The following is a 24,787-nucleotide window of genomic DNA, read 5'->3' as shown; positions in this document are numbered from 1 at the left end:
ACCAGGCCAAAGACCGAGCGAGGGCGGCGGATGCTGCGGCTGCGATCCGGTAGTGCGGGTCGAACGCCAAGGCCAGGAGCAGCATGCCAAGCGCCAGCGTGGCATCGGAGTGTTGAGCACTGTGCGCCAGCACGCGTGCGCTGACAACCGTTGGACTGTGTTGCCACACATCCACGGGACCACGCCAGCGGCGGGCGAGGCCGCTTCGGATTCCGGCTACTGATCCTTCCGGCTCCTTCGCAGTGCCTCGTCGAGTCGGGCGCGGATCTCCCGCTCTGCTGTCGCCTCGGGGGGTTCAGCCGGGTGCATGCGCGGAGGATGCGGATTGGCAGCTTCTGCCTGTTCTTCTTCTTCGAGCCGATTACTGCCCCGCAGTGTGCGCGTGGGAGCTGGTTCGGCGGGCCACACCAACAGCAGGTACTCCTCCCGGGGTACCTGAGCGCTCTGGCTGCGAGCGGCATCCCTGCCGCGGGCGTGGACTCGGAGGCGGTACTGGGTAGTGTCCGCGGTCGTCAGGGGCATGTCCGGGGCAGGGGGACCGTAGTCGAGCGATTCGAGCCGGAGACGATTGCGGGGGGCGGTGACGGCCGCTTCCACGATCTCTTCCCAGGGCCGTGACTCGTCGATTTCTTCAGCCGGTTCCCTCAAGGCGCGGATGCTGACCCGGACGTATCCCGATTGGATGCCTGTGCGGACAAGAGCCCCTCCTTGGAGCATCGGCGCGATCAGCCCGTTGGACCAGTCAGCCGAATGCACCGGGATCTCCCCGTCATCCAACAGACCGAAGGTGCCTTCCGTGACGAAGACGTCGTGCCATGAGGCGTCCATGTATCCTCCTCCCGCTTCAGGCTAGCTTCGTCGGCGCCTGCTGCCCGCCCGCATGCGACGCCGGGGAGCGGCCGGGACCGGCGCTGCTCCCCGGCGCGCGGGCTGCGTGAAGTGACGCACTCTCAGTGGAGCTAGGGGGTCACCACTACACGGAACGGGTCTTTGTCGAGGACGCGTTCAGACCGATACAACCCGGTGTGCAGTCCGCCCTGGGAGCTGTTCTCTGTAGCGGTGATCATGCAGACGCTGACGCCTGTGGGGCCTTGCCCGGCAGGGATGCCGGGGAACTGGCATCCGTCGAAGGTGCGGCGGGTGCCGCCGGCTGAGAGGCCTTGATAGGAGCTGGCGACGGGGTATTCGTCGCATGATTTGCCGGACACGCTGGGCGCATCGCCACACGCCTTCTCGCGGTTGTCCCCGTTGACCGCCGGATCCGTCGTGCGCGTCAGTGGAGCCTCGAAGGTGGCTCCCGGCAGTCCCGAGGCTTGGGCGCGTGAGACATGGGAGGCCAGGTCAGGGTAGGCGGCCCGGCTGTAGTAGACGGCCGAGGCGTACCACGGCACGACGCAGCCGGGGACCGGACGGCCGGCGGTGTTGTTGTCACACCGGAACTGGCGGAACACAGGGACCACATACGTCGTCGAGGTGTAGCCCGGGTTCGTGAAGGTCAGGTTCCACCCTGTGCCGCACTCCCCGACGGCGCCAGTAGCAGTCGCTGTCGAGTCGAAGAACGCCTCGCCCGTGTGCCACTGGTTCAGCGGTTGGATCGGCTTTGCGGAAAACGAACCGCTCTCCTTGGTGCAGGCATACCCGACTCGTGCATTGCCGTTGTAGGAGGCCTTGAGCGCGTCGCCCCAGCCACTAAAGGCCGTGACGTCGAGCTGATGGGCTATGCGGGATTCACTGGTGCTGCCGTAGCTGTAGTTGATGAGGAGGAGATTGGCCTCACCTGTAGTAGTCCTTGTGCCATTGCGCACGACATACGTCTCGTAGTAGACCGAGTCGATCCGGCAGGCCTGAGTGCGCGTGGCATACACCACGCCCTGGGCGTCCTCGCACCACTGAGGCGGTGCAACTGCCGCCAGTTGCGGGTTGGATTCGCCGCTCGGCAGGGCCGGTATGGTGTCGGGAGCTTTGTACTCGATACACGAGCCCCGGCCGTTCTCATCCGGCTCAGTGCAACTCGCCCCCACGTCAGAGAGCCGGCTTGTACCCGTTTCGCTCGTGGGTTTGTCGGAGCCCGGTGTGGTTTCCGGGGTCAAGCGCGTTAATTCCGAAACAACGGCAGCTTCATTGCTGCTGTCCTGACTTCCCATCATGGCGGCAGCGGGAGCCGCACCAGCGAACACGGTGAAAGCCGCAGCTGTCGCTGCGATCGCGAACCAGCGTCTCTTTCGGTACTGCTGCACGACAGTTCCTCTCAGACGAACGCACCACGCATGAGCGCGCACCACTGAAACCTCACCGAACGCAGAAGGTCAAGAGTCGAAAGTTCCCGATGGGCTATTACACGCCAGGACAGAACGTCCGAAAGCGAAAGTCATTCACCTCGGGATCACCACAGATTTACGGCTGCTTCAGAATCCGCGGCGTCGTCGTAACGGGCCACGCCGGTATGCTTTCTGCCGCTCGGACGCCCATGGAGTCGGACAGGCGCTTGTTCTTCGCGGCCTCGTTCCGGAGCGGCACGCCAGATGACGGCCGCCCGCTCGGCCACCTCGCCGCTGTTGGCGCGGGCGGCATAGGTGGCGAGCCGGGACAGCATTTCTGAGACGGCCTCGTACCCGCCCCGTCGAGACCTGGGCCGCGGACACACTCACCGCGATCCTCGCCGGACACGCCGAGCGCGTGGCTAGTGAAGCCCAGCGGCCGCCTGCATCGAAGCCCTCCTGGGGCCCGCTGGCGCGAGGGTTACAACGGCTCTTCCTCGGCCCCACACGTAGCCGAAGTGCCGCGCCATATGAATCAGCGCCCGGCGCAGCGGCGCCTGGCGCTCCTGGCGTCGCATGGTGGGAGACCGGGTGATGGTGATGGCCATCTGAGTGCGGGCGCCGTCCCCGACGGGGGCGAGCGGGTCGAGGTCGAGCAGCTTGCCGAGAGCGGGGGAGGGCTGGTCGTGAGGGCCTTCGGCGCTCAGGCGAAACTCCGTGGTGGGCGGCCCGGCCCACTACAGCCGGGCCGCGTCACAGGCGACGTCGGGCAGGACCTCAGCGGCGCTGCACGGTGCACGCCCAACGGCGCGGTCATGATGGGGTATTTCGCGGAGGGCGAGAGCAGGGAGGACGACACCGTGATCGGCGTGCTGCAGGCCGTTCTGCATTTTGGAAGACGATCGTGGCGTGTGGGACGAGAAGACCTAACCCCTAGGGAATCCTTCTGACCTGCATGGTCGTTCTTTTAGCGGTGCCTGACCGGCAGGGGTGAGGCTCGTCTCTCCTAGAACAGGGAGGGCCTCGTTCTTTCGTGCGGGGTCTTGGCAGGCCCGCCGCAGGCGATCCGGGAGGACGCGTCCGGCGGGTCCAGGAACCACAGGTTGGCACCGCAAATGAATACCCAGATCCTGCTCCTCCTTGCGGTCATCGCCGTGATCGTCGGCTGCGCCGTATTCGCCACCCCGGCGTACACGATGCCTACGACGGCGGTCGCTTCTGGAACGGCGCCGGACTCTCGCCGCACGCCGTGAAACTGGTTGCGCGGCCCCTCAACAGGGGCAGACGCGGGTATCGTGCGCCCCCGGGCGCATCCTTCACGCCCCCGTGCTTCCTCCGTGCCCGGTGGTCCGCTCTCATGAGCGCTGACGTCCATCTTCCCTATGGCGTAGGCAACTTGGGCCTGCGCGCTCAGCGCAGAGCAGGAGTGTCACTGCCGTTGCGCGGTGGGGGTGCACTGGTTTGGGTCCGCCTCGTAAACGCGTACGGGCGAGGTAGCGGTAATGTCATGGTCGTCTTCCCCTTCGGCATCGGTTGCCGGACGGGAGGGGCCAGACGGTCCACCGGCCAGCTGACCCTTCACCCTTCCGTAACCGCCGCAGAAGGAAGGAGGCAGGCGATGCGCTCCTCCCCGGATCCCCCGGACCCGCGGGACGGAGACCAACGCCGCACTTAGCCGGGTCTCATACCCGCAGAGCCCCTCCGGTGCTACGGAGAGGCTCTGGAGTGACGGTAAAGGTTCGCCGACCCCGGACCCCGTGGCTGACCCAAAAAATCTTCCACGGGGTCCACCCAATTGTGGGTGGCCCCTAATCGTCACTGGTGTCGGACACCAACTGTGGTCGTCCGCAGCGGCCTTCGGGGAGAGGGCAATGCGCCTTGATGGCACAAACACACTGCTCAAGAGTCTTCGAGCAGCGTGAATTAACCCCCTGCTCCTCGGAGGCGACGCACGTAAAATGTACCGCGCCTGAGGGAGAGGGGCCTGCGATGGCGAGGGGTTTGGCGGTCATGTTCTCCGGCGCTCGTCTGCGGCAGGCACGCGCCGAGGTGCAACCGGGCGGGCTGAGCGCCGAGGAGCTTGCCAAGCGGGTGGGAGCGAGCAAGGCGCAGATCCTTGCCTATGAGCACGGTCAGCGCGTCCCTGACCCGCCACGCATCCGCCGGCTCGCCGAAGCATTAGGCGTCCGTCCGTTGGAGCTGGCGAACCAAGCTGGCATGGCCTACTGGCAGCTGGCCGACCTGCGTAGAGCCAATGGTCTGCGAGCCAGTGACCTCTGCCGGGAGCTAGAGCTGAATCCGCACAGCTACCGTCGGTTGGAGACGACAGGACTGAGTCCCGAAAGCCGCTACGGCATGGCGGTGCGCCTGGCGGGCACGCTGGGTGTGTCCGTGCAGGTACTGGAAAGGCATATCGCCAACGTTCCCGGAGTACGCCAACGCCTCGATCGGGTACGGGAGCTTCTCAGCACCCTCGTCGACACGCATCTTGCCCCGGGGTGTGCAGACGTGCCTGAACCGGAGGACGAGGTCGTCAAAGCCGTGGCTGCCCACTACGCGCGTTCCGCCCCGACTGTTGCACGCATCCTCCAACAGCAGATCATGGCCCTGCGGGAGATGCACCACCGGCAGGCGACGGAAGCAGCAACCGCGCACTACGGTGTCACGTCCGAGGACCAGGACCGTGCTCGCCGGCGTATGCAAAACGAAGCCGTACGCATTCATCAGTCGATCGTCACTCTTCCCCAGCGCATGGACGCCTTCTTCCGCGCGCAGTTGTCACCACATGGCTGGGAAACGCTGGGGCAGTTGCACATCGCCCGCTCCAGCAAGGCCGCACTGACCGCAGCGCAGAACACCCTGCCCCATGCCCCGTCCCTGGTTCCGTTCATACAGCCGGCGTCCATACAGGCAGGAGCAGGCAGGACAGCCCCCTACATGCTTTCTAGGGACGGGCAGCACCACTACGCCGCGTTCAAGCCCTGGTACGACGCCCTCTACCCGTGGGTGCAGGAGAGCCTGCGGCAGTTCGAAGCGCAGTTGGAGGCAGGGGAGCCACCCTCCCATGCCTGGCTGCGTCATTGCTTTGCCCAATCCCAGACTGTCCTGTTCAGTTTCGACGGAGTCCTGTGCCGGCTGTTCGCCGACAACGTGCGTTCGGTCTCCGGGCACTTGACCCAGGCGGCCCATAGCCTGCAGTTGGGCACCGCCCCGGGCGGAACCGCAGACCCGGTTGCTGTGCTGCGCTCGGTCGTCGACCAGGGATCGCCTGAACAAATCCGCGAGCTCGACGGAATTCTGACGTCGTATGAAACCGAAGCAGCCCGTCGCGCGGAACCCCTTCCCGGCGCCGCGCAACTGCTGGGAGTTCTCAGCCGCGGCCCTTGGCGCATCGCCGTCGTGACCGACCACGCGAGCGCTGCCGTGCAGACCTTCCTGACACACCTGCGCCCCGACACCGGCGATGCGCCCAACCTGGTGGACGTCTTCGGACGCCCCACCGACCCACGGCTGATGAAGCCCAATCCGCACGCCGTTTCGCTCGCCACCAGTGTCCTGGGCGGCGACCGCTCACGCACCGTGCTCATCGGCGAGTCCCTGGCCGACGCCCTGGCGGCCCAGGCAGCTGGTGTGCAGTTCATCGGCGTGGCTTCACAGCGCAGCCAGGCCCGCAGGCTCAAGCAGGCCGGTGCGGCCAATGTTGTGGAGACCCTGGCGACCCTGATCGCGGCAATCAGCAGGATCAACGGCACGCGATCGTGACACCGTCCGACGTCCCAGGACCAGCAAGACCTTCCAGAGCCCGCGCAGCCCGCTCAGTCTGTACATGACCTTCCCCCAGCACGGCCGACAACCCGTCGCGTACGTGCAGCAGCAGCGCACGGGCCCGCACGGTGTCACCCCTGTCGCGCAGCACGCACCCAAGCCGGTACCCGGTCCACAGCGTCTGCGGATGCACCTCGCCCAAAACCCGCGATCGAACCGCATGAACTCTCTCGAACTGCTGCTGTGCTCCTGTCAGTTCACCCTCGTCCTGCATCAGGCAGGCGAGGTTGTGGAGCGTCGTCAATGTCCTCGGATGCTCATCCCCCAACTGTTCACACCGCGCGGCAAGAACGAGCCCGTACTCTCTGCAGGCCTCCCGCAGCAGGCCCAAGTCATGTAATACCCGGGCCAGTTCATGCTGGGCCGACAGCGTGTGGCCGTGCTGCTCGCCCAGCAGGCGTCTGCGGACGTCGAGCACGGCTGACAGATGCTGCTGTGCTTCTTCCAGCCGGCCCAAGTCATGTAATACCCGGCCCAGTTCATGCCGGGCGGTCAGGGCATGGGCAAACTCCGCACCCCGGGCATCACGGTGCGCTTGCCACACCTTCCGGTACACGGTCTCGGCCTGGCCGAGCTCGCCGACGTCGTGCAGCGCTCCGGCCAGGTTGTGCTGGGCGGTAAGGGTTTCCGGATGTGCCGCCCCCAGCACACGCATCCGGATCCGCACCACCTTCCTGAACACCGCACCTGCCCGCCGGGAAAGGCCACGCGCCTGCAGGAAACGGGCTGCCATTTCCGCCGCAGCGGCGGCCGACACCTGGCCGGCGTCAGGCAGAGAGGCCAGATCGTCCTCCTGTTCCACCAGCTCCAGTGCATGCGGCGCCAGGACAGACCACGCAGCCCAGGAACTGGGCTCTTCGGGCTTGCCGACCTGCTCTACCGAGCAGGCGTCCTGCAGCAGACCGGTGACGAGGGACAAATAGCGCGGAGTACGGCTGACGTCTCTGATCAGCGGGTGCACACGCAAGCACTCCGGCGATCTCGCCGATTCCTCAGACTCATCCCCGTCATCGCCTTCCGGCGCAGGACACAAGTCGATGAGGCTCAATGCCGCCAATGCACGCAGCGTCCGCCACAGGGTGCCGCCGTCGATGCCCTCAAAACCGGGATGCCGTTGCAACACCTGTGCACGCAGAACCAGGGCATGGGGCACGGGGGCGTCAGCGAAAACGGACAGCAGCTCCAGGACGTCAGCCGCATAACGAAAGCCCCGGCGGTGCAGCAGATCCAGAGCCAGGCGCCAGGTGTCGGCAATCACCTGAGCCGGGTTGAGGCCCTGCCCCGCCGGCCCGTCCAGAGCCCGGCGGAACGCGTCGAATTCGGCGGGAGTCTCAGGCTCACGAAAAGCATCCGGCATCCCCATCACCTCGGCTAAGTAGACCCCTGCCATACGCAAAGCTAAAGGCAGCCCACCTAATCGGCGCGCCAGGCAGGCCGCGTCATCCAACGCTCCCGCATCCGGTCCCGCGTGATCCATCAGGACACAGGCAGCATCCCGCCCCTTCAGCGGCAGCACGGGATGCATGACCGCGCCGGAGCCCCAGGCATCCGCCGTTCCGTCACATGTCGTCACCAGGACCAGCCCGCACGGACACGAATGCGGCCGGATCCACCCTGTACCCGCTGCCAGCAGCCCTGGACCGTCCAAGAGACGCGGGTCATCCACCCCGTCAATCACCAGCAGCCACGGCAGCTCGGCGCGACTGAGCCGATGCCACAAAGCGTCCACGACACCGTCCGCTTCAAGCAGATCACCAGCGACCCCTATACGGCGGGCGACCGCCCGAAACCCGTCCTCGAACAACGCAGCCTGCCTGGCATCAAGCCACCACACACGGTGCTCCGACATAGGACTGGCCCGCATCTGCAGCATATGGACGATCTCCAAAGCCAATGCCGTCTTCCCGCTGCCGCTCAGCCCGTGCAGGACATGCAACCGGCCATCACCACCACGGCGGCACTGATCGAGCAGACAGTTCAAAAGCTCATCCCGGCCGCGCAACGGCAAGGCGGGATTCCGATACCCCAACGGCGCAGCGAGCGTCAGCGCTTGCGCCCGCCCCGCCGCCGCGGCGACCACCATCTGGCCGACCTCCAGACGACCGGCAGCCACCGCACCGTGCTGCGCGACCAACTGCTGAGCTCCGCCGCCTCCGACGGACATCAATCCCGGCGAGACCGTGTGATAGGTAAAGGGCTGCCCCCCAGCTGCACATCTCCCTCCACTCGCACCACCGCACCGGCCACCGATCCGCCTTCCGCGCGCACTTGCACATCTCCGCCCGCGGCAACGCCCCCAGCCCCGGCCTGCAGGCCAGGACCCCCCGATCGAGCAAGCGCGACGATCTCAGTCAGCTTCTCCACGGCAGCGAGGCGTTCCTCCACGTCAACCGACTCAAGCACCAGCTCCAGACGGGTCTGCCACACCCCCTCCCACCGCCCCCGCTGCCCCAGCAGATCGCTGGAATCTGCCAGCGCGGTCTCCATCTGGTCCAGCCGCGTCAACTCGGCGGCCTCCTGCTCGGGATGCCCGCGCCCCAACAGCCGGGCGACCGCCCGCCGCACCGTTGCCCAAGCATCTGTCCCCGCTGCCTGCACCACGGCCATCCCTCCGGCTGCCGCCACAGCCGCCACCGCCTCAGCCGACATCGCACCCCCCGGTTCCCGACGACAGGCGACCGCTTCGCACCCGGCCGCCGCTGATACCGAAGGTATTCCTCAACGCCGCTGCCATCACGCCTGGAAGGAAGCCGATCATTTGATCAGAATCGGCTTCCCGTGCGTAACTCAAGGAACAGGCAGACGCATAAATGATCAAGCCGACGTAGGAGAATCAGTGATAAACGCACGCAGGCACCCGCCCGGCTACAGTCGTGCCGACAACCCTGCAGTGACGGCCCTCTCCGGCGCCGATACTGACGGCGCGTTCTTCGAGGGGAGAGGTCGCCTTGATCCGTCCGCGGCGCGACAAGCGGAGGCGGGAAGCACAACTGGCGGCGCAACGCAGCCAATACAAGAAACAGGTAGGCGATCTGCGCCTCTTCCTGCTTCTGGAATGTGCTCCCCTGGTCGTCGACCCGCTCGAGATCGCAGACCAGGCGTTCCGTCGCGCGTTCGCACAGCCAGACCGCACCTTCACTTACTGCGACATCCGAAAGATCGCAGAAGAAATCGTGCGTGAGAAAAGGCAGGACGCAAACACCCGGGAATACGCTGACTATAAACTGGAGGACGTGTTCGATGCCTACCTCACCGAAGACCTGCAGCCCGTTCGTGAGGTACTGCGTGCCATCGACGCACTCAGCCTCGGAGAACGCCGCGCTGTGGAGGCCGAATTGATCCATCTCCTGACCAGTGAAGGACTGATCGAAACAGTCGGCGGCGCACCATCGACACGCCGAGGTCAGAAAGCGAAAGGCCTCGCCAAGCTGGCCCGGGCAAATGCCAACCTGTCCCTCCTCGAACCATTTTTCTCAACCATGAGAGGAACGTACAGTGGCCAGCAAGACGGATAGCGACCTCGCCCGCGTGCTGTACAGGTACTACATGACGCTTCAAGCGCGCCTGGCCGGCGACGAAAAGGACCTCGACCGCCGGTTCGATAAAATCATCTCCGACATCGACCGCCAGAACCGTCGAACTGCACTGAGCCGGATCAGCAGCGGCCGGTGCATCGCATGCGTCAGTACTGCCCTGCGCTCCGCACGCACAACCACCCTTGGCCAAGCCGGAGCAGGCGGAGCGGTCGCAGCCCTCGCCGCCAAACTCACTCAATACGCCCAAGGTTTGGCCAGCCTTGCGCTCACAGCGGTCACTGGAGCCGTAGCAGCTGTCGCCGTAGCCGCCATAATCGATGCCCGCAAACCGAAACGACGGCCCGGACAATCGCGACGCCGAACGGAAGAAGCCACGTCCACGCCCCACCCCTGAGGAACTGGCGTGACGCAGCACAGACAGAAACCCGAGACCACCCGCCGAGCAATATCGCGGACTGACCCCTGCACCGTCGCATGTACGCGCCGCCCGCCTCTGGTGCCCGCAGACGGGAGAACTAGAGCGTGAACAGCTCCTGCTGCTGGCAGTCGACGATGTCCCGCCGTGGGTAGAACAGCCCGAGCAGCATGAAGGTCTTGGGCCGCCTATGAACGTTGCCAACAAAGCAGTGAACCGCTCGGTCCGAGGTGAACATGCGGGTGAACCAGCGCTCGCGGAGCTTGTCCTCGACGCCCCGTTGGCCGTACTGGCGTAGGTATTTGCGATAGGACTCGCCGGCCTCCCAGTCCCTGAGGGCCATGTCGTGCCCCGAGCAGGCGGATTCGCCGCAACGGAAGCGGTAGCGGAACTCCAGCGGCACCCATTCGAGTTGGCGCAGGTCCTGGTCGAGGAGGTCCATCTGGCCCGCCAGGGCGGCTTTGGAAGCGGGCCAGGGTTCAGCCGGCTCGAAGCGGAAGTCGACGCCGTCGGCCGGGCGGAAGACGCCCAGGGACGTGTTCTGTTCTTCCTGAGCCCGTCTGATCGCGCACATGGACGGAGCGATCAGCGGCCGTAGCAGTGAGTAACGCCGGAGCCAGCAGGAGGGCCGTCTCGCTGTGGAGTCTCCCAGCTAGCCGAGCAGAGGGCAGCGGGCCAGTGTGTGTGTCTATCCACCTGACGAGGCGGTAGCGCGTTGAGACGATGTACGGGTGACGGGACCAATGCGCAGGGCCGTCGTCGCTGCGATGGCTGTTGTGGTCGCCGCGGTTACAGGCGGGCTGGTGTGGGTGCTGCGTGCCACCCAAGACGGGCTTTCCGATGCGGCGAGTTGGGCACAGCTGGCCGGTGGCTGGGTACTGGCCGTCGCCGTTGCTGCTCCACCGGTCTTCCGGTGGATGCGCCAGGACAGCACGTCACCGGCTGTCTCCCGCGCGGATCTTGAGGAGTCCCAGGAACAGCTTGCGGCCGTCGTCCGAGCGCAGTGGCTCGAGGAGATACGCGTCCGCCGCCTGGAAGACCCTCAGCCCGTCGCAGTCCGCTGGACGGCGACCGCGCGGCCTGTTGTCGACCGCTTCGAGAACCTGCCTGCGCCGCCCCGCCGCGTCGACACTACAGAAGCCGGCATCAGCAACCTGGCTGCGTGGTTTCGGGCTCTGCGGCGACGGCGTCTGGTGCTGATCGGAGAGCGCGGATTCGGGAAGACGACGCTGGCTGTTCTGCTCGTACGGCACGTGCTCGCCACCCGCTCGCCAGGCGAGCCCGTGCCGGTGCTCCTCACCATGGCAGACTGGTCCGACGAGTCCTTCACGGCCTGGGTCACGAGGCGCCTTTCCCGCGACTATTCCTTCCTCACGCCAGAGACCGCGCATCGCCTGGTCCGTGAATGCCGGGTCATCCCGGTACTCGACGGTCTCGACGAACTGGCCGCCGAGGATCGGCCGGGCAAAGTCCGCTCGATCAACCAGGCCATGGCCGGCACCGATGCGTTCATCCTGACGTGCCGCACATCGGAGTACGCCGAGGCCGTCGCAGGTGCTGATGTCCTGACCAGTACGCCGGTACTGGAGCCGGAAGCAGTCGACGCTGCGGCGGCCGCCTCCTACCTTGAACGGCGGCTTCCACCGCGACCGGGTGCCGGCTGGGCACGTCTCCTGGCTGACCTGCGTCTGGGTCCTCAGACGGCACTGGGGCAAGGCCTGGGCAGCCCATTCGTGCTCTGGCTGCTCGAGGCCACGTTCGTCGAGCAGGGGCGTGATCCCACCGTGCTGTTGGAGATGACCACCGGCCAAGAGGTCTCTCGATGCCTGCTCGACGAACTCGTACCGGCACTCGTCGAGAACAACCGACATGTGCCGGACGACGACGTCGCCCATCCCTTCCGACCGTTGGCGGACTGGGAGACGGAGGACGTCCGGCGATGGCTGACCTTCATCGCCCGCCACCTGGCCGACCTCGGGACCTATGACCTGGGCTGGTGGAACATGCATCTGATCCTGCCCGACGGTGTGCGCCGGCGCTGGTTCGGAACTCTCTCCGCCCTTGCCTTCGCCACCTTTGCGGGGGTCGTCGCAGCGTTGTGGCTCGGCGCTCTGGGAGGAGTCCTCGCAGGAGCCGGCCTGTGGCTGCTGATGATGTGGCAGGGGCCCATCGAAGACGAAACAGCCCGCTTGCCGCGAGCGGCGACGGGGGGACTCTTCGGCAATCACCCGATCAGGTCACTGACCGATCACCTCAAGAGTGAGGCCCGCGGTGCCGTCGGCCACGCGCTCCGGTTCGGGACCATCGCCGGGGTCACCGCAGGATTTGCCTTCGGCTGGCCGGCGGGGGTCACGGTCGGGGCCACGGCCGCCGCTGCGGACTGGCTGATCCGCAGCATTTCAGGTACCGGCATCGACCTCAGCATGGTTTTCACGGTTCCTTTTGCGCTGGTCTGGGGCTTGATGTTCGGTGTCGCCCACGGGCTGGTATTCGGATCCACCCTCGCGCTCCAGTACCTGGCGGTCATCGTTGCGGGTCCCGGGATCGGACTAGCCCTCACCCTGCCGGTGTTGGTCGCTGTATGCACCTGGCGTGCTCTTCCGCCCCACCGCAGGCACGGAGCCGTCCGCGGTGTCTTCCTGTGGGCTGCCTCAGGCGGCGCCTACATGGCGTTCCAGCACCTCGGCAGCGACCCGCTCATGGCGATCGGAACGGCGGCCGCCCTTGGTGTGGGGCTAGGGCTGATCGAGGGCATCGTGTCCGATCTGACCTACTTCATGCTCGTCAGACCCGGACCCGCCTACCTGATGACCGTCGCGATTTTGCGCTACCGCTCCCAAGCGCCGCCGTATCCACTGAAGTTCCTCGCAGACTGTCGTCGGATCGGCCTGCTTCGTCAGGTGGGGCCGGTCTATCAATTCCGGCATTCCACTCTCCAAGACCACCTTGCCGTCCGGTGAGTGCACCGCCACAGTGCTGCCCAGGCCCGGCGACACAGCCGGCGGAAGGACAGCACGCGGGACTGGCCCCTGACGGCGCTGGAGCGAATTGACGCAGGACAACCGGACGGCTGGCCCCGAACAGAGAGCCGGGGCGGCTGGTTGAAGGGGTGGTCAGGGTCGGCGTGGGGCAGGATGCCGGGTGCGGCAGGCCGGTTGGCGCTGACGGAGGGGGCTGGCTTCGGTGCGCGTTGAGGTGCTGATCGATGAGGAGCGCGAACTGCGCTCGCTGCGAAGCTGGTTGGGGCAGGAGCCTGAGGTGCGCAGGTCCGCTGTGGTGGCACTGCGTGAACGGTCGGTGGAGCCCGGGGCGATGGGTGGTGTGCTGGATGTTCTTGAGCTGGTGACGGGCAACGGATGGAGCGCTGCGTCGTTCGTGCTGGCGGTGGCTGCGTGGCGCCAGACCCGGTCACGGGCGCCGCAGGTCACGATCCGGCGGGGAGATGTCGAGGTCAGCATCTGCAACGGGTCGGAGGCCGAGCTGGCTCGCGTTCTTGCCGTGCTGGAGGACGGTGTCGACGAAGGCCCGAACACCGGACGGCATGCTGCAGACGGGCCGCAACAGTGAGATCGCTGCCCGATCCGGCCGCGTCCCGGGCGGTACTGGTGGGAGTCAGCCGCTACTCGACACTGGAACCGCTGCCTGCAGTGGCGAACAACCTGCCCGCCCTCGCCGATGCACTGACCGACCCCGCATCGTGGAACCTGCCTGCCAGTCACTGCAGCGTTGTCGCCGAGCCAGAGACGCAGCGCGACATGCTGGACCCGGTCAAGGCGGCCGCCGACCACGCCAGGGACACCCTGCTGGTGTACTTCGCGGGCCACGGCCTGGTCGACGGCCGCGGTGAGCTCTTCTTCGGCCTACCCCTCTCCGTCCAGGGCCACAGCTACACCGGGGTCACCTACCAGGCATTGCGCGAGATCGTCACGGACTGTGCAGCACAGCGCATCGTCATCATCCTGGACTGCTGCATGAGCGGACGGGCCCTGGGACTGATGGGCGGCGAGGACCTCCTGGCCGACCAGGCAGAGATCGACGGAAGCTACCTGCTTGCCGCCGCCCCCGAGAACGGACGTGCGCTCGCCCCGCCCGGGGAGACCTACACCGCCTTCACCGGCGAACTCCTGCATATCCTGCAGCACGGCATCACTGGCCAGCCCCGTGAACTGGATCTGAACACCGTCTACCAGCGGCTGCGCAGCGAACTCGCCGCAAAAGGCCGGCCGACACCGCAAAAACGGGACCGCAACACCGCCGGACGCCTCGTCCTGGCCCACAACCGGGCCTATCGCCCAATCCCCGCCCCAAGCAGAGCAGCGGCCAGCGAGACGGATTGGCCCGACCCGGACGAGTGCCACACGCCGCTCGCCTTCCTCGACGCCCTGGCCGAGACCAGAGTACTCACCGGCCTGACAATCCCCGCCCTGAGTGAGCGCACCGACCCGCCTGTGGCACCGGCCACCATCAGCCGACTCCTCAACCGCACCACGCTGCCCGCCACTTGGAAGACCACCGGCATCTACCTGGCCGCCTGCGGCCTCCACCCCGAACAGATCAAGGCATGGCAGTCAGCCTGGCAGCGGCTGCGTACCCACGAACAGCAAAGCCCGGAGCCACCGCTGGCGCCCCCGCAGCCACCGGCCCAGACTTGGCGAGCCCGTCTGCCAGGACGCAGGCGCAAACGCCACTAGCCGCCCGGCTTCTGTGGAGAGCCTGCCTGGGACGTGAGCATTCGCTCTGCAGCAAGGGGGACGCAAAGCATCAGCGGCCGACGGACGACGAGACGGACGACGGCTCGGGCGCAGGCTTGTCATTGCTGCTGGAGTCGGGAGAGAAGAACCCCATCCAGGCCCCCACCACCAGCAGTCCCACGACCACAATTCCAGTCCCGGACTTCTTCGCTCCCGTGCCCTTGCCTTCCGACCGGTTCACCCAATGCCCCGCCCGGTAGTACTTGCCAGAACGACCCGCCACGCAACACCCCCGAGGTCAGTCTCACAGCGACAGCCCACCCGCCGCAGTCACAGAGTGTTGCAGCGCACCGCGAAGTGGGGTACAGGATGAACCGAATTTGGCTGATACACGCCATGACATAGCGTGATGAGATCAACACGCATTCGCAGTACGCGTGTTGATCTCGAGGCTTTGGAAGAGCCGTGCCCCGGCTTCGAATGCGAGTCTGGCTGCAGCGGCCGTGGCGCAGCAGATCAGGACTCGGTCCACGGTGGGTCTGGCGTGTAGTTGAGGCCGAGCAGAATCGGCAGTGCCATTCCGATGGGAGCTCCCACTTGTCGACCCACCAGCCGACCTGCCGGCCCTGGAAATAGTTGTCGCCCCCGCACCAGCCGCAGTCGAAGACGAACTCGCCATCCGCGATCTGTACGGGCAGTGACACAGTGCCCTGTTCGTCCATCCCGTCATCCTCGCGCGCACGCCACCGATGATCATCATGTTCTGCCCTCACCCCGCCACAGTCTCCTCAGGGTCGGACCGGCCAGCCACCAAGTCATACAGCGTGAAGTCGTTGCCGAGCGGGGTGTCGAGCAGCAGAATCCGCGCTCCACGGATTCGGCGCCGCCACAGCGGTGTCAACTGAAGATGGAGGACACGGGCTTCGGCCTGCAGTACGCCCAGGGCTGTCGGTGCGAGACAGCGGCCTGTTCGCAGAGGGTTGGCCCAGCCGCCAAGGAGCGCTGTGGATACTGCCTCAGCCCACTGAGCCCCCCACCGCAGGCCCAGCACATCGGTGGTGAAGGCCCGCATGGCCCCTTGCTGCCCGGTCACCGCCGCTGTTCGGGCCTCAAGAGCTTTCACGATGTCGGGCAGGAGGATGTCGTACGAGGTTGTTCCTGCCTGCACGACCGCTACCGGGTCGGTCCAGGACACCCCGCCGCCGATCGGGAGGATCTCGCAGTTGTCCCTGAGGTCGGGCGTGGACCTGACGCTTACGGTAAGAACGTACGGCTTGCTCGCTGGGGCCGCGGCGACCGGCTCAGCTTGCCCAGTACGCAGATCGATTCGGACTAGATGCCAGCATAGGCCCGGATTCGGACCGGATCCGCTGCTGCCGGGTTGTAGGAGTCCGGCGGAGTGGGGCGGCGGTCGATGGTCATCGAACGGACCTCCTCGTCGCGTCGGGCGGAAGTAGCTTCCTCCTCGGCCTCCGTAAGGCAGCTTTCCAGCAATAAATCTTGAAATGCTGGCCAGCCTTCGGGAAATCGGCGCATCGCGGCGCAACGTTCGACAGCGCCTCTGCCGCTGCTGTCACAAAAGGGGGCTAAGAACCGCCCGCGGGTCATACGCTCCATGGACGGCCCGGGCGAGCCAACCGCCTGTGCACAGTGGAGCGTCGCCCATGCAGTGGCCCGGGGGAATGAGACGGGGACATGGAAGAAGAGGACAACACAGTCGGGGCGCCAGCGGGGCCGGAGCGCGATGTATCGGCGGACGGTGCGCTCGGCGGCGGCCCTTACTCAAACACGAGTGCCAGCACGGCCGGATCGGTAATCGTGGGGGACTGCAGCGTCGTGATCGACGCGAACCTGACGTCGACCGTAACTCCGCTCGAGCCACAGGCCCGCCCTCATCCGGTGCGCCGCGATCGGGCGGAGCCGCTGAACCGGCCTCACCGACAACTTCAGGGCCGTGCCGCTGAGTTGGCTGAGCTGGGCGAGGCTGTCCGGGCCGCTCAGGACAGCGGCGGCATCGTGCAACTGGTGGGGCCAGCCGGCGTGGGCAAGAGCACGCTCATGCGGCATGCGGCCCGACTCCTGGCACCTGGACCGGACGGCGCACTGTTCTTAAGCGCGGCCCGCCGTGAGGTGGCGGACCTCGCTCAGGAGATGTTTGAAGCCTGCTACGAGGTCGAGGACTACGCGCCTGCTGGGAGAGACCTTCGACGCCTGATGGCCCGCGTGCGGATGACCGTATATATCGATGAGGCCGATCTAACCACCGAGCAGGTGGCCGAACTCGCGGACATGGCTCCCCAAGCGACCTTCGTCTTCGCGAGTCGCGATCGGCTGCCGGGCGACGTCGACGTCGTGGAGGTGCCGGGGCTAAGCCGTGAAATGGCACTGGACCTGCTGGTTGCCTGGGGGCTTCGGCGCCCCCAGCATCAGGGCAAGCTCGTTGAGGCCCATGACTTGTGCACACCTATGCTTGGACGACCGCTGCTGCTGCTACGCGCGGCCGGCCTGGCCCGGATCGAGTCGTCGGACGAGCCGACGGTACCCCGCCCGACAGACGCTGAAGCCATCCTGCAGAGGCTGTTCGATCGGCTCGACACGGAGCAGCAAAACGTCCTCAGGCTCTTGGCGACACTGGACGCAGAGTTGAGCCCGTCCCACGTCGGCACCCTGTGCGGTATCTCGGACCCGATAGGCGTGTGCGCGGACTTGACCGACCTGGGGCTGGTGCAGGCAGAGGAGCGTGGCTACCGCATCGCTTCCGACGCGCTGGATGAAGCGCAACGCCGGAATCGTCCGTTCCCCGCCGAGCAGTTATGCGACCACTTCAGCCGGTGGGCCACCCTGCCCACGATTACCCCGACCCAAGTCGTCTGGCACGGGGCGGCGTTGGAACGGGCGATGCAGTTGGCCCAGGAGCAAGGAGTCCCGCACGTTGCGGTGAGCCTTGCAAGAGCGGTCTCACCCCAACTGGCCCGTTCACTGAGGTTAGGCGTATGGATCCGAGTCGTCGACGAGGGTCGGCGGGCCGCCTGGCAGGCGGATGACGAGAGAGCCAAGGCCTACTTCACCCATGAGAAAGGCATCCAACACCTGCTCACCGGTCGGCACGTCACTGCCACCGCTCACCTGGCCGAGGCGGCTGAGCTGTGGCAGCAACTCGGCGACACCGACGCCGCGGACGCCACGCGGGAGAGCATGACCGCGATCCGCAGCCCAAGCGGCACCGCCGCTGGTGTCTCGGTGCTCCCCGGTGCTGCCGACGCTGCCGGCGCAGGCGCGGCGACAGCAGCATCCGCTGGGATTGGGTGCGCGCCATGGATGTTGATTGCCATCCTGAGCGCCCTCTTTTCGACGACCCTGGTGTACACAACCCACAACGACGAGCCGAGAAAGGGGGCACAGCAAACATACGTCGAGGAAATCGGCGAGGCCCGCCAACGCCTCTTTAGCGGCCAGCTCATCTACACAGACCCGCACTCGATGGGCCTCGTGGCAGGCGCGCAGCCACGCCGATTCCAAGTCGCCATCCGGGGCGCCTGGCGCCAGGCCAAGCCCGGTGAAGAGCAAGCCCCTGTGAAGGCCGGAGCGCAGATCGGGGTGAAACTTCACTGCTCGGGCAACGTACGATGCACGCCGCTGTCCTCAGAACGCCAAAACGTACTCTCACGGAGCGACAAGGCCACCTGGACATGGGCCCTGAGCGCGCGCGATGCCGGGAAAGCCAGCGTCGCCCTCACGGTGACCGCCTACCTCGGCGACGGGAACACCGTGCTCGTCGAGAAGCCGCCACAGATGTTGAGCCTCGATGTCGCAGCGGCCCCCAGCGACAACAGCTGGTACTCCTGGATCACGGATCTCTGGCGCTGGATGAGCAACGCAATCACCACACTAGGAGGGATCGCTGTCTCCCTCAGCGCCATCGCCGCCGCGGTCGTCATGCTGGTCCGCCGGAGGCTCCCACCGGCCGACGTAGCCGACAACGGAACCCCTCAGCCGCCGCGCGGCATCCGCCGACGGCTACGAGTGCCACCTGTGCGACAGACTCGCCCTCGCCCCGTTCACCCCCGCAGGCAACACACTGAGGTACGAACGTCTCAGCCAAACCAGCGCGCAGCTGCTCACCGTGAACCTCGGGAATGACAAACACTTGAAGCTCAACCGCCCATATGTCGCTGCATCGGCAGAATGTCAGCCCGAGTGAACATAACTGCACCTTCGGTGCTGTCAGTGCTCAGTCTCAGCGGACTGCGTCTCGGTCTCAGGAGTAGTGGCCGACTTGGGGGCCGTGTAGAAGACGGACCTTCCTTGCTTGGTGCGCTCCGCCTGGCTCTTGGCCACGAGACCCTCGAGCGTAACCCGCACGACCTTGTCCGCGATCTGACGCTCAGGGTGGGTCTGGCCGAGCGCCGCAGAGATCTCCGCAGCGGAGCGCGGTTCCTTCAACTCGAGAAGGTGGCGGCGAATGAGCTCGACCAGGGTGGGCTGGGCCGCCTTCGTGGCACCCTCCGTCTCGGCCGCCGGCTTCTTGGCTGCTGCCTTACCCGGCGCGGCCGCGGGCTTCCGCGTCCTGGGCTTCCCGCCGCGAGCGGCAGCAGCCTTCCGCCGGGGAGAGGGCACTGTGGCATTCTCGGACTTTGCCGCAGTCTGAGCTGGCGCTTCCGTGATCCCAAGCACCTGCCGCATGTTCACCAGCACAGTGTGGTCGCGCTGCACTGCGGCAAGCTGCTCCTGCAGGGCGGCGATCTCCGCACTGATACGTTCCTGCTCCTTGGCGTTGCGTTCGAGATCACCGGTCACCTGGGCGACGTACTGCGATGTCAGATCGGTGGCGGGAGCCGTTGACTCGGGCATGGTGCTGACCTTTCCTCGGCGAATGACCGTGCTGCGGGGCTGCACCGCATGCGAGTGGTGCCCCTCTTGGGCGAGATGTCGGCGGCCCGGCGGGGGAGCCGCAAGCGCCGCAAGACGCCTCGGCGTACAGATGGTACGGACAAACAGCGCTGGTTGTTCCTTCCCAGCGTTGTCTTCTCGCCCCGGGTCAGTCTCAGCGCTGCTGTGTTCCGTTCCGGTGAGGCAGTGCTGCGGGACGAGTTGGTGCCTGCGGCTGAGGCAGTTGCCAGAACACCTCGCCTGACTCCTGGTTGTAGCGCCAGGCGGACAGCGTGCGGATGCTCACGAGTTGGTCGAGCATGTCCGCGGTCTGATGGGGGGAGTGCCCACACAGACGGGCAAGGATGTCCATGTCGACGCCGCGGTGGTCATGAGCGCAGGTGTGAGCGGCGAGCACGAGTGCCGTCAGACGCACGGCCGGTGGTGCAGTGGCAGGCAGAGCCAATGGCGCGGGGTGCAGGGCCCAGTGAGCAGCGTGGCGGCGTGTACGGCGACCGGGCACTTGGCCCAGGAGTGCCGCATCCCGCACACCGTCCTCTGCCCGGCCCGCACCCCCACCTGCCAGACCAGCCCTTACCTTGAGGCGATCCGCCGCCAACTCGCCGTCCGCACCCGCCGCCTGAACGACACCGGCGCACTCACTCCCGGTCCGCCCACTGCAAGCGGACAGTCCGACGACCCCGACACCCACGACGGCCCCGCCCGGCCCGTCGTGCAGCTGCTGCTGTGCCGCTACCTCGCCGAGCACGCGGTCGAACACCTCCGCTGCGTGGCCCAGACCCGCCACCGTCACCGCTGCCCCCACCCCATCCGCGCCCTCACCGGACCCGCCGGAACCTGGAGACTGCTGCCCACCGGACCCCGCCGCGGCCAACTGGCCCTGCCCGACGTACTGATGGCCATCTACGACCTGGGCCACCTGCCCTACCGCGGGCAACTGCGCTGGCGCGCCCAGCGCTGCCCCCAACACGACGCAGCCCCCGGCGCCGCCGACCTCGCCCTGGCCGAATGGCAGCCCTTCGATCCCCTCCTGCACGCGGCACACATCCGAACCCGCCTGCCCCACCCTGAAGCCCGCCGGCCCGGAAGCCGGTGACGATGCCCAACCACGCCCTGGAGATCACGCTGACCCGGCCCCTGACATCGGTCGAACTCCGCCACGCTGCCCAAGCCTGGCCACTCGCCGCCAACCACAACGCCACCCGCCTCATGGCCCTCGCAGACGCCAAAACCGACGCACGTGCCGCCCACCGCCTGCGCCAGCGCCTCACCATCCGGCTGCCCATCGACGTGATCACCAGCCACTACCCGGACACCCACGGCCGCGTCCTGCTCAACGTCGCCTTGCCACCCGACGCGCGCACCGCTCTGCAACGCGGCGCCCGCCGCGCAGGCCTGACCCCCGAACGCTTCGTACGAGAGGCCCTCCACCGCGCCCTGGCCGAGCACGCCGACCGGGAAGCCGACCGACTCGACCGCGCCGTACGCCACCTCCTCGCCAGCACCACCCCTGCGCACCTGCTGTCCGCCGTCGGGCACGTCCTCACGCGCCCACTGAAAGGCCCCACCCCATGAACCCCACGGACGAACAGACCGCAGCAGTCGACGCCTTCCACACCGGCAGCCACCTCGCCCTGCAGGCAGGCGCCGGCACCGGGAAAACCACCACACTCGCCCTGCTGGCCCGCACCACCCCACGCCGCGGCCGCTACCTCGCCTACAACCGCGCCATCGCCCAGGACGCACGCGCCCGTTTCCCGAACACCGTGCAGTGCAAGACCGCCCACGCGCTCGCCTGCGCAGATGTGGGCCACCGCTACACCCGCCGCCTGAACGCACCCCGCCGCCCGGCCTGGCAGACCGGACAAGCCCTCGGCATCACCAAAGCCCTCCGCATCGCAGACCGCGACGTCACCCCGAAAGCCCTCTCCAACGCCGCCCTGCGCACCGTGACCCGCTTCTGCCACACCGCAGACGAGGCCATCACCCGCCACCACGTCCCCCATCTGCGCGGACTGGAAGGCACCGGTCTCCACGCCCAACTCGCCGCCTACATCGTGCCGTTCGCCCGCAAAGCCTGGGCCGACCTGCAGCACCCCGACGACGGCGCCGTCCGCTTCGACCACGACCACTACCTCAAGATCTGGGCTCTTGCCCGGCCCCGCATCCAGGCCGACTTCCTGCTGCTGGACGAGGCCCAGGACACTAACCCCGTCGTCGAACAGATCTTCCTCGCCCAGCGCGAGCACGCACAGCTCGTCATGGTCGGCGACTCAGCCCAGGCCATCTACCACTGGCGCGGCGCCAAGGACGTCATGACCGGCTTCGACGGCACCCACCTGACCCTGTCCCAGTCCTTCCGCTTCGGCCCCGACCTCGCCGCGGAAGCCAACCGCTGGCTGCACCTCGCCGACGCCCCGATCCGTCTCACCGGCACTCCCGCCGTGCCCACCGAACTCGGCCCAGTCACCCAGCCGGACGCCGTGCTGTGCCGCACCAACGTCGGCGCCATGGCCCAGGTCATGACCCTCATGGCGGCCGGCTACCGGGTCGCCGTGGCCGGGGGAGGAGACAGCCTGCAGGCCCTGGCCCTTGCGGCCCGCGACCTGAAGGAAGGCCGCCGCACCCACCACCCCGAACTCATCCTCTTCCCCTCATGGGGCGATCTGCAGGACTACGCCGCCCACGACGCGGCCGGCCGCGACCTGCAGCCCCTGGTCAACCTCGTCGACACCCACGGCACCGACGCCATCCTCACGGCCGTCGCCCGCCTCGCCCCCGAGCCACACGCGCAGGTCACCGTCTCCACCGCCCACAAGGCGAAAGGACGTGAATGGTCCCGCGTGCTCATCGCGGACGACTTCGCCCGTCCCAAGAACAACCCGCCCGACGAGCAGACAGGCCCCCCGCCGACACCCGATCCCATCGACGACGCCGAAGCCCGCCTGGCCTATGTAGCGGTCACCCGCACCCGCCAACGCCTCGACCTGGGCGGACTGTCCTGGATCCACGACCATCCCGACGGCCCCCCGGTCGGCGACGACCGCGCCCGTCCACCGGCGCTGCCACAGCCTCCTGCCGCTGCCAGGACATGAAGCCAGGTGCCCGCCAGATCGGCCTGTCGGCCGGCCCGCACCCCTTCCGGGACGGCCAGGCTCGACGCGAGGCCCCGCTCCAGCACGACGGACGATGGACACCTCGGCTATCCCGATGCACCTGACACGCGCTCACTGCTGCGGCTGGGGATGGACAAAGACAAGTTTTGTGGTTCCAGGCCCTTTGAGCCCGGTAGCGGTCATGCTGGTCCAGGGACGCACGTGATGCGGGGGTGGAGGGGGACTTGCCGGATCAGCCTGACTTGTTCTCCGTGCAGCAGGAGGACGACGCGGAGGGTCTAGAGCACATACCGCCATTCGCGGCACCGGTCGCTGCTGCACCGAGCGCAGTGACACGCGATCCGGTGGCACTGCGCATCGCCGAGGCCGTCCGGGACGTGTTCGGCGACTTCGGTTCCGAACACGGCCTGAGCCGCGGGGAGATAGCCCAGGCGTGTGCTGCGGTGGCCTCCGCCGGCGAGTTTGATGCGAGATTCAGGGTCTTCATCAAGCTTCGTCTGCTGGAGTCGCTGCGCGGCAAGGCCCACGACCAGCGGTATGTGTTCAACCCGACCAGCGGCGCGGCGCTGTTGGTCTATGAGCGGCTCGGGGAGGCTGGCGGTGTCCAGGAGATCACCATGCTGCTGGACCGGACCCGCGAAGGCCTCCTGAACGGCTCCCTGACCGAGGAGCAACTGGCCGCCAAGATTGCGCAGGCCCGGCGCAGCTTGGCGAACTACACCAACCACCTGCTGCGGCTCGTTCGGACCAGGCCCATCGAAGAACTGCTTGGCCAGCGCCACCACCATGCCCACACCACCTCGCTCGAGGAGGCGAAACACCTGGTCCACGCCGTCGCCGAGCAGTACCCCGCGCTGCGTCCTGCCGGTACCCGCCTGATCCAGGAAGCCCTGCGCTACACGGCAGCCGTCAACGAGTTCCACGACCGGCTCATGCAACAAGCCACCACCCGCCGCGACTTCAGCATGCTCCTTCCCGAGCAGTACGTGACCGCGGCCCGGCGGTCCTCCGCCGATGCGCTTGCGCAGGTGTTCGCCACGACCGTCTTCGATCCGCCGCACGTCCAGATCACCACGGGCCAGATCCTCACCGCCGCAGCCGACCACCAGCCCCCACCACCACGGCAGCGCCTGCCCCGCCCCCCGTCGCGGCCGCCCGGCCCGGACCCGGTCGAGGCCGCACGAGCCAAGGCCGCGCTCGCCCGCCAGCGACGGGAGGCCACCGTGACCCTGCTCATGGCCGGCAAGGACGAAGCCGACGTCACCGCCGCCCTGCGGGCCCTGCCCTGGCAGGCAGCGGTCAAGCATCTGGTCGAGCTGCTGCGCGCCGCAGCGGACCCGGCCATCCCGTTCATGCTCGACATCTCCCGCGAGGTCATCGTGGATGGTGCAGGCCCGGTCACCTACGCCTCACCGGTGACCGCGTACCGCATCCCCGACAGCCCCCAAGGCATGGACGACGACACCGAAGCCGCACCGCAGAGCCCCCATGAGTGACCCCTACCTGCTGGCACGCGCCCGGGCCCTGCGCACGGTTCCCATCCCCGCGGACCGCGCCGAACTCAGCCGGCTGCGCCGCGCCGTCGACGATGTGGAGCGCCGTCTGGTGGAGACCGTCACACCCGACGGTATCCAGGAGCTGATGGCCGGCTGGGCCCCCGACGTGGAACCGGCCAGCGGCGCCCTGGGCGACAGCGACGCCCACCGCACCGCCTCGGCCGTCCGCCTGGTCACACTGGCCTGCTGCATCCGCCACTGCTGGCCCGACCCCAGCCAGCCGCTGTACCCGGGACAGCCCGCCGCGCAGGAGGACGTCATCGCCTCCCTGGCTCCCCTCCAGGACGCCCTCACTCCCCGGGAAGGCGTGGCCGCACTGGGCCAGAGCGCACACTTCCTGACGGCCCTGCGGTTCCTGCGCGCCTGCGGCCACCTCTCGGCGGACGCCGGCGACGGCATGATCCGCCTCGGACCCATGGTCGCGCTGTGGTCCGAGCGTGATGTGGCCGAACTCCGCGGCGGATACGACGTCCTGCCCGCTCCGAGGAAGGGATGAACCG

At 67.3% G+C, this 24,787-nt stretch carries 21 protein-coding genes; 13 read left to right on the top strand and 8 right to left on the bottom strand.

Annotated features, from left to right (window positions below):
- Positions 1 to 216: 216 nt before the first annotated feature.
- Together EJ357_RS00225 and EJ357_RS00220 are read right to left on the bottom strand one after the other, a co-directional pair.
- Positions 217 to 828, bottom strand: coding sequence for a hypothetical protein (locus EJ357_RS00225; RefSeq protein WP_126387471.1), 612 nt, complete (start codon positions 826 to 828; stop codon positions 217 to 219).
- Positions 829 to 959: 131 nt separating this feature from the next.
- Entirely contained in the window at positions 960 to 2,237 is a 1,278-nt protein-coding gene (locus EJ357_RS00220; protein ID WP_126387469.1) for a NucA/NucB deoxyribonuclease domain-containing protein, read from the bottom strand.
- 1,136 nt (positions 2,238 to 3,373) lie between these two features.
- Between EJ357_RS00220 and EJ357_RS47980 the strand changes: the two genes are divergently transcribed.
- Complete coding sequence (locus EJ357_RS47980) at positions 3,374 to 3,511, top strand: hypothetical protein (RefSeq protein ID WP_175647237.1); 138 nt, start codon at positions 3,374 to 3,376, stop codon at positions 3,509 to 3,511.
- 757 nt (positions 3,512 to 4,268) lie between these two features.
- A complete protein-coding gene (locus tag EJ357_RS00215) occupies positions 4,269 to 6,020 on the top strand; it encodes a helix-turn-helix domain-containing protein (protein ID WP_175647236.1) in 1,752 nt (583 codons plus the stop codon).
- Here the strand turns inward: EJ357_RS00215 and EJ357_RS00210 are convergent.
- Both EJ357_RS00210 and EJ357_RS00205 read right to left on the bottom strand, forming a co-directional pair.
- Positions 6,001 to 8,217 (bottom strand): tetratricopeptide repeat protein, encoded by a 2,217-nt coding sequence (locus EJ357_RS00210; protein WP_126387465.1) that lies wholly within the window; start codon positions 8,215 to 8,217, stop codon positions 6,001 to 6,003. The genes EJ357_RS00215 and EJ357_RS00210 overlap by 20 nt on opposite strands.
- Positions 8,218 to 8,246: 29 nt before the next feature.
- The gene (locus EJ357_RS00205; RefSeq protein WP_126387463.1) at positions 8,247 to 8,690 is read right to left on the bottom strand and encodes a hypothetical protein; all 444 of its coding nucleotides are present in this window, start codon (positions 8,688 to 8,690) and stop codon (positions 8,247 to 8,249) included.
- A 341-nt stretch (positions 8,691 to 9,031) separates the two neighbouring features.
- Here EJ357_RS00205 and EJ357_RS00200 point away from each other — a divergent pair, with 341 nt between their 5' ends.
- Together EJ357_RS00200 and EJ357_RS00195 are read left to right on the top strand one after the other, a co-directional pair.
- Positions 9,032 to 9,598, top strand: a complete 567-nt coding sequence (locus EJ357_RS00200; RefSeq protein ID WP_126387461.1) for a hypothetical protein — start codon at positions 9,032 to 9,034, stop codon at positions 9,596 to 9,598.
- Positions 9,579 to 10,013: a hypothetical protein gene (locus EJ357_RS00195; RefSeq protein WP_126387459.1), complete on the top strand. Its 435-nt coding sequence runs from the start codon at positions 9,579 to 9,581 to the stop codon at positions 10,011 to 10,013. Before EJ357_RS00200 ends, EJ357_RS00195 begins: the two co-directional genes overlap by 20 nt.
- Before the next feature lie 121 nt (positions 10,014 to 10,134).
- On the opposite strand, the gene EJ357_RS00190 is transcribed toward EJ357_RS00195, so the two are convergent.
- On the bottom strand, positions 10,135 to 10,608 hold the full coding sequence (locus EJ357_RS00190; RefSeq protein WP_175647235.1) for a hypothetical protein: 474 nt from the start codon (positions 10,606 to 10,608) through the stop codon (positions 10,135 to 10,137).
- 193 nt (positions 10,609 to 10,801) lie between these two features.
- Here EJ357_RS00190 and EJ357_RS00185 point away from each other — a divergent pair, with 193 nt between their 5' ends.
- From EJ357_RS00185 to EJ357_RS00175, 3 genes are all read left to right on the top strand, one after another.
- The gene (locus tag EJ357_RS00185) at positions 10,802 to 12,994 is read left to right on the top strand and encodes an NACHT domain-containing protein (protein WP_175647234.1); all 2,193 of its coding nucleotides are present in this window, start codon (positions 10,802 to 10,804) and stop codon (positions 12,992 to 12,994) included.
- Positions 12,995 to 13,217: 223 nt separating this feature from the next.
- On the top strand, positions 13,218 to 13,601 hold the full coding sequence (locus EJ357_RS00180) for an effector-associated constant component EACC1 (RefSeq protein WP_126387455.1): 384 nt from the start codon (positions 13,218 to 13,220) through the stop codon (positions 13,599 to 13,601).
- On the top strand, positions 13,598 to 14,725 hold the full coding sequence (locus tag EJ357_RS00175) for a caspase family protein (protein WP_175647233.1): 1,128 nt from the start codon (positions 13,598 to 13,600) through the stop codon (positions 14,723 to 14,725). The genes EJ357_RS00180 and EJ357_RS00175 overlap by 4 nt, the downstream gene beginning before the upstream one ends.
- 70 nt (positions 14,726 to 14,795) lie before the next feature.
- Here the strand turns inward: EJ357_RS00175 and EJ357_RS47975 are convergent, their stop codons facing one another.
- Positions 14,796 to 14,966: a hypothetical protein gene (locus EJ357_RS47975; RefSeq protein WP_175647232.1), complete on the bottom strand. Its 171-nt coding sequence runs from the start codon at positions 14,964 to 14,966 to the stop codon at positions 14,796 to 14,798.
- 528 nt (positions 14,967 to 15,494) lie between these two features.
- A complete protein-coding gene (locus EJ357_RS00165) occupies positions 15,495 to 15,920 on the bottom strand; it encodes a hypothetical protein (protein WP_126387451.1) in 426 nt (141 codons plus the stop codon).
- A 500-nt stretch (positions 15,921 to 16,420) separates the two neighbouring features.
- Here EJ357_RS00165 and EJ357_RS00160 point away from each other — a divergent pair, with 500 nt between their 5' ends.
- On the top strand, positions 16,421 to 18,865 hold the full coding sequence (locus EJ357_RS00160) for an ATP-binding protein (protein WP_126387449.1): 2,445 nt from the start codon (positions 16,421 to 16,423) through the stop codon (positions 18,863 to 18,865).
- Positions 18,866 to 18,949: 84 nt separating this feature from the next.
- Here EJ357_RS00160 and EJ357_RS00155 read toward each other — a convergent pair whose 3' ends face one another.
- The gene (locus tag EJ357_RS00155; RefSeq protein WP_126387447.1) at positions 18,950 to 19,576 is read right to left on the bottom strand and encodes a hypothetical protein; all 627 of its coding nucleotides are present in this window, start codon (positions 19,574 to 19,576) and stop codon (positions 18,950 to 18,952) included.
- A gap of 361 nt (positions 19,577 to 19,937) precedes the next feature.
- Here EJ357_RS00155 and EJ357_RS00150 point away from each other — a divergent pair, with 361 nt between their 5' ends.
- The 5 genes from EJ357_RS00150 to EJ357_RS00130 all read left to right on the top strand — a co-directional run bounded on the left by EJ357_RS00150 (position 19,938) and on the right by EJ357_RS00130 (position 24,783).
- A complete protein-coding gene (locus EJ357_RS00150; RefSeq protein ID WP_228472875.1) occupies positions 19,938 to 20,711 on the top strand; it encodes a DUF6083 domain-containing protein in 774 nt (257 codons plus the stop codon).
- Positions 20,708 to 21,190 (top strand): hypothetical protein, encoded by a 483-nt coding sequence (locus EJ357_RS00145; RefSeq protein ID WP_126387445.1) that lies wholly within the window; start codon positions 20,708 to 20,710, stop codon positions 21,188 to 21,190. The genes EJ357_RS00150 and EJ357_RS00145 overlap by 4 nt, the downstream gene beginning before the upstream one ends.
- Entirely contained in the window at positions 21,187 to 22,710 is a 1,524-nt protein-coding gene (locus EJ357_RS00140) for a UvrD-helicase domain-containing protein (RefSeq protein ID WP_126387443.1), read from the top strand. Before EJ357_RS00145 ends, EJ357_RS00140 begins: the two co-directional genes overlap by 4 nt.
- Positions 22,711 to 23,060: 350 nt before the next feature.
- Complete coding sequence (locus EJ357_RS00135; RefSeq protein ID WP_228472877.1) at positions 23,061 to 24,227, top strand: hypothetical protein; 1,167 nt, start codon at positions 23,061 to 23,063, stop codon at positions 24,225 to 24,227.
- Positions 24,220 to 24,783, top strand: a complete 564-nt coding sequence (locus tag EJ357_RS00130) for a hypothetical protein (RefSeq protein ID WP_126387439.1) — start codon at positions 24,220 to 24,222, stop codon at positions 24,781 to 24,783. Before EJ357_RS00135 ends, EJ357_RS00130 begins: the two co-directional genes overlap by 8 nt.
- The last annotated feature ends 4 nt before the right edge of the window (positions 24,784 to 24,787 follow it).

Source organism: Streptomyces cyaneochromogenes (assembly GCF_003963535.1).
GTDB lineage: Bacteria > Actinomycetota > Actinomycetes > Streptomycetales > Streptomycetaceae > Streptomyces > Streptomyces shaanxiensis.
Note: the sequence above shows the minus strand (reverse complement) of the source record. Positions and strands in the feature narration are given on the sequence as shown.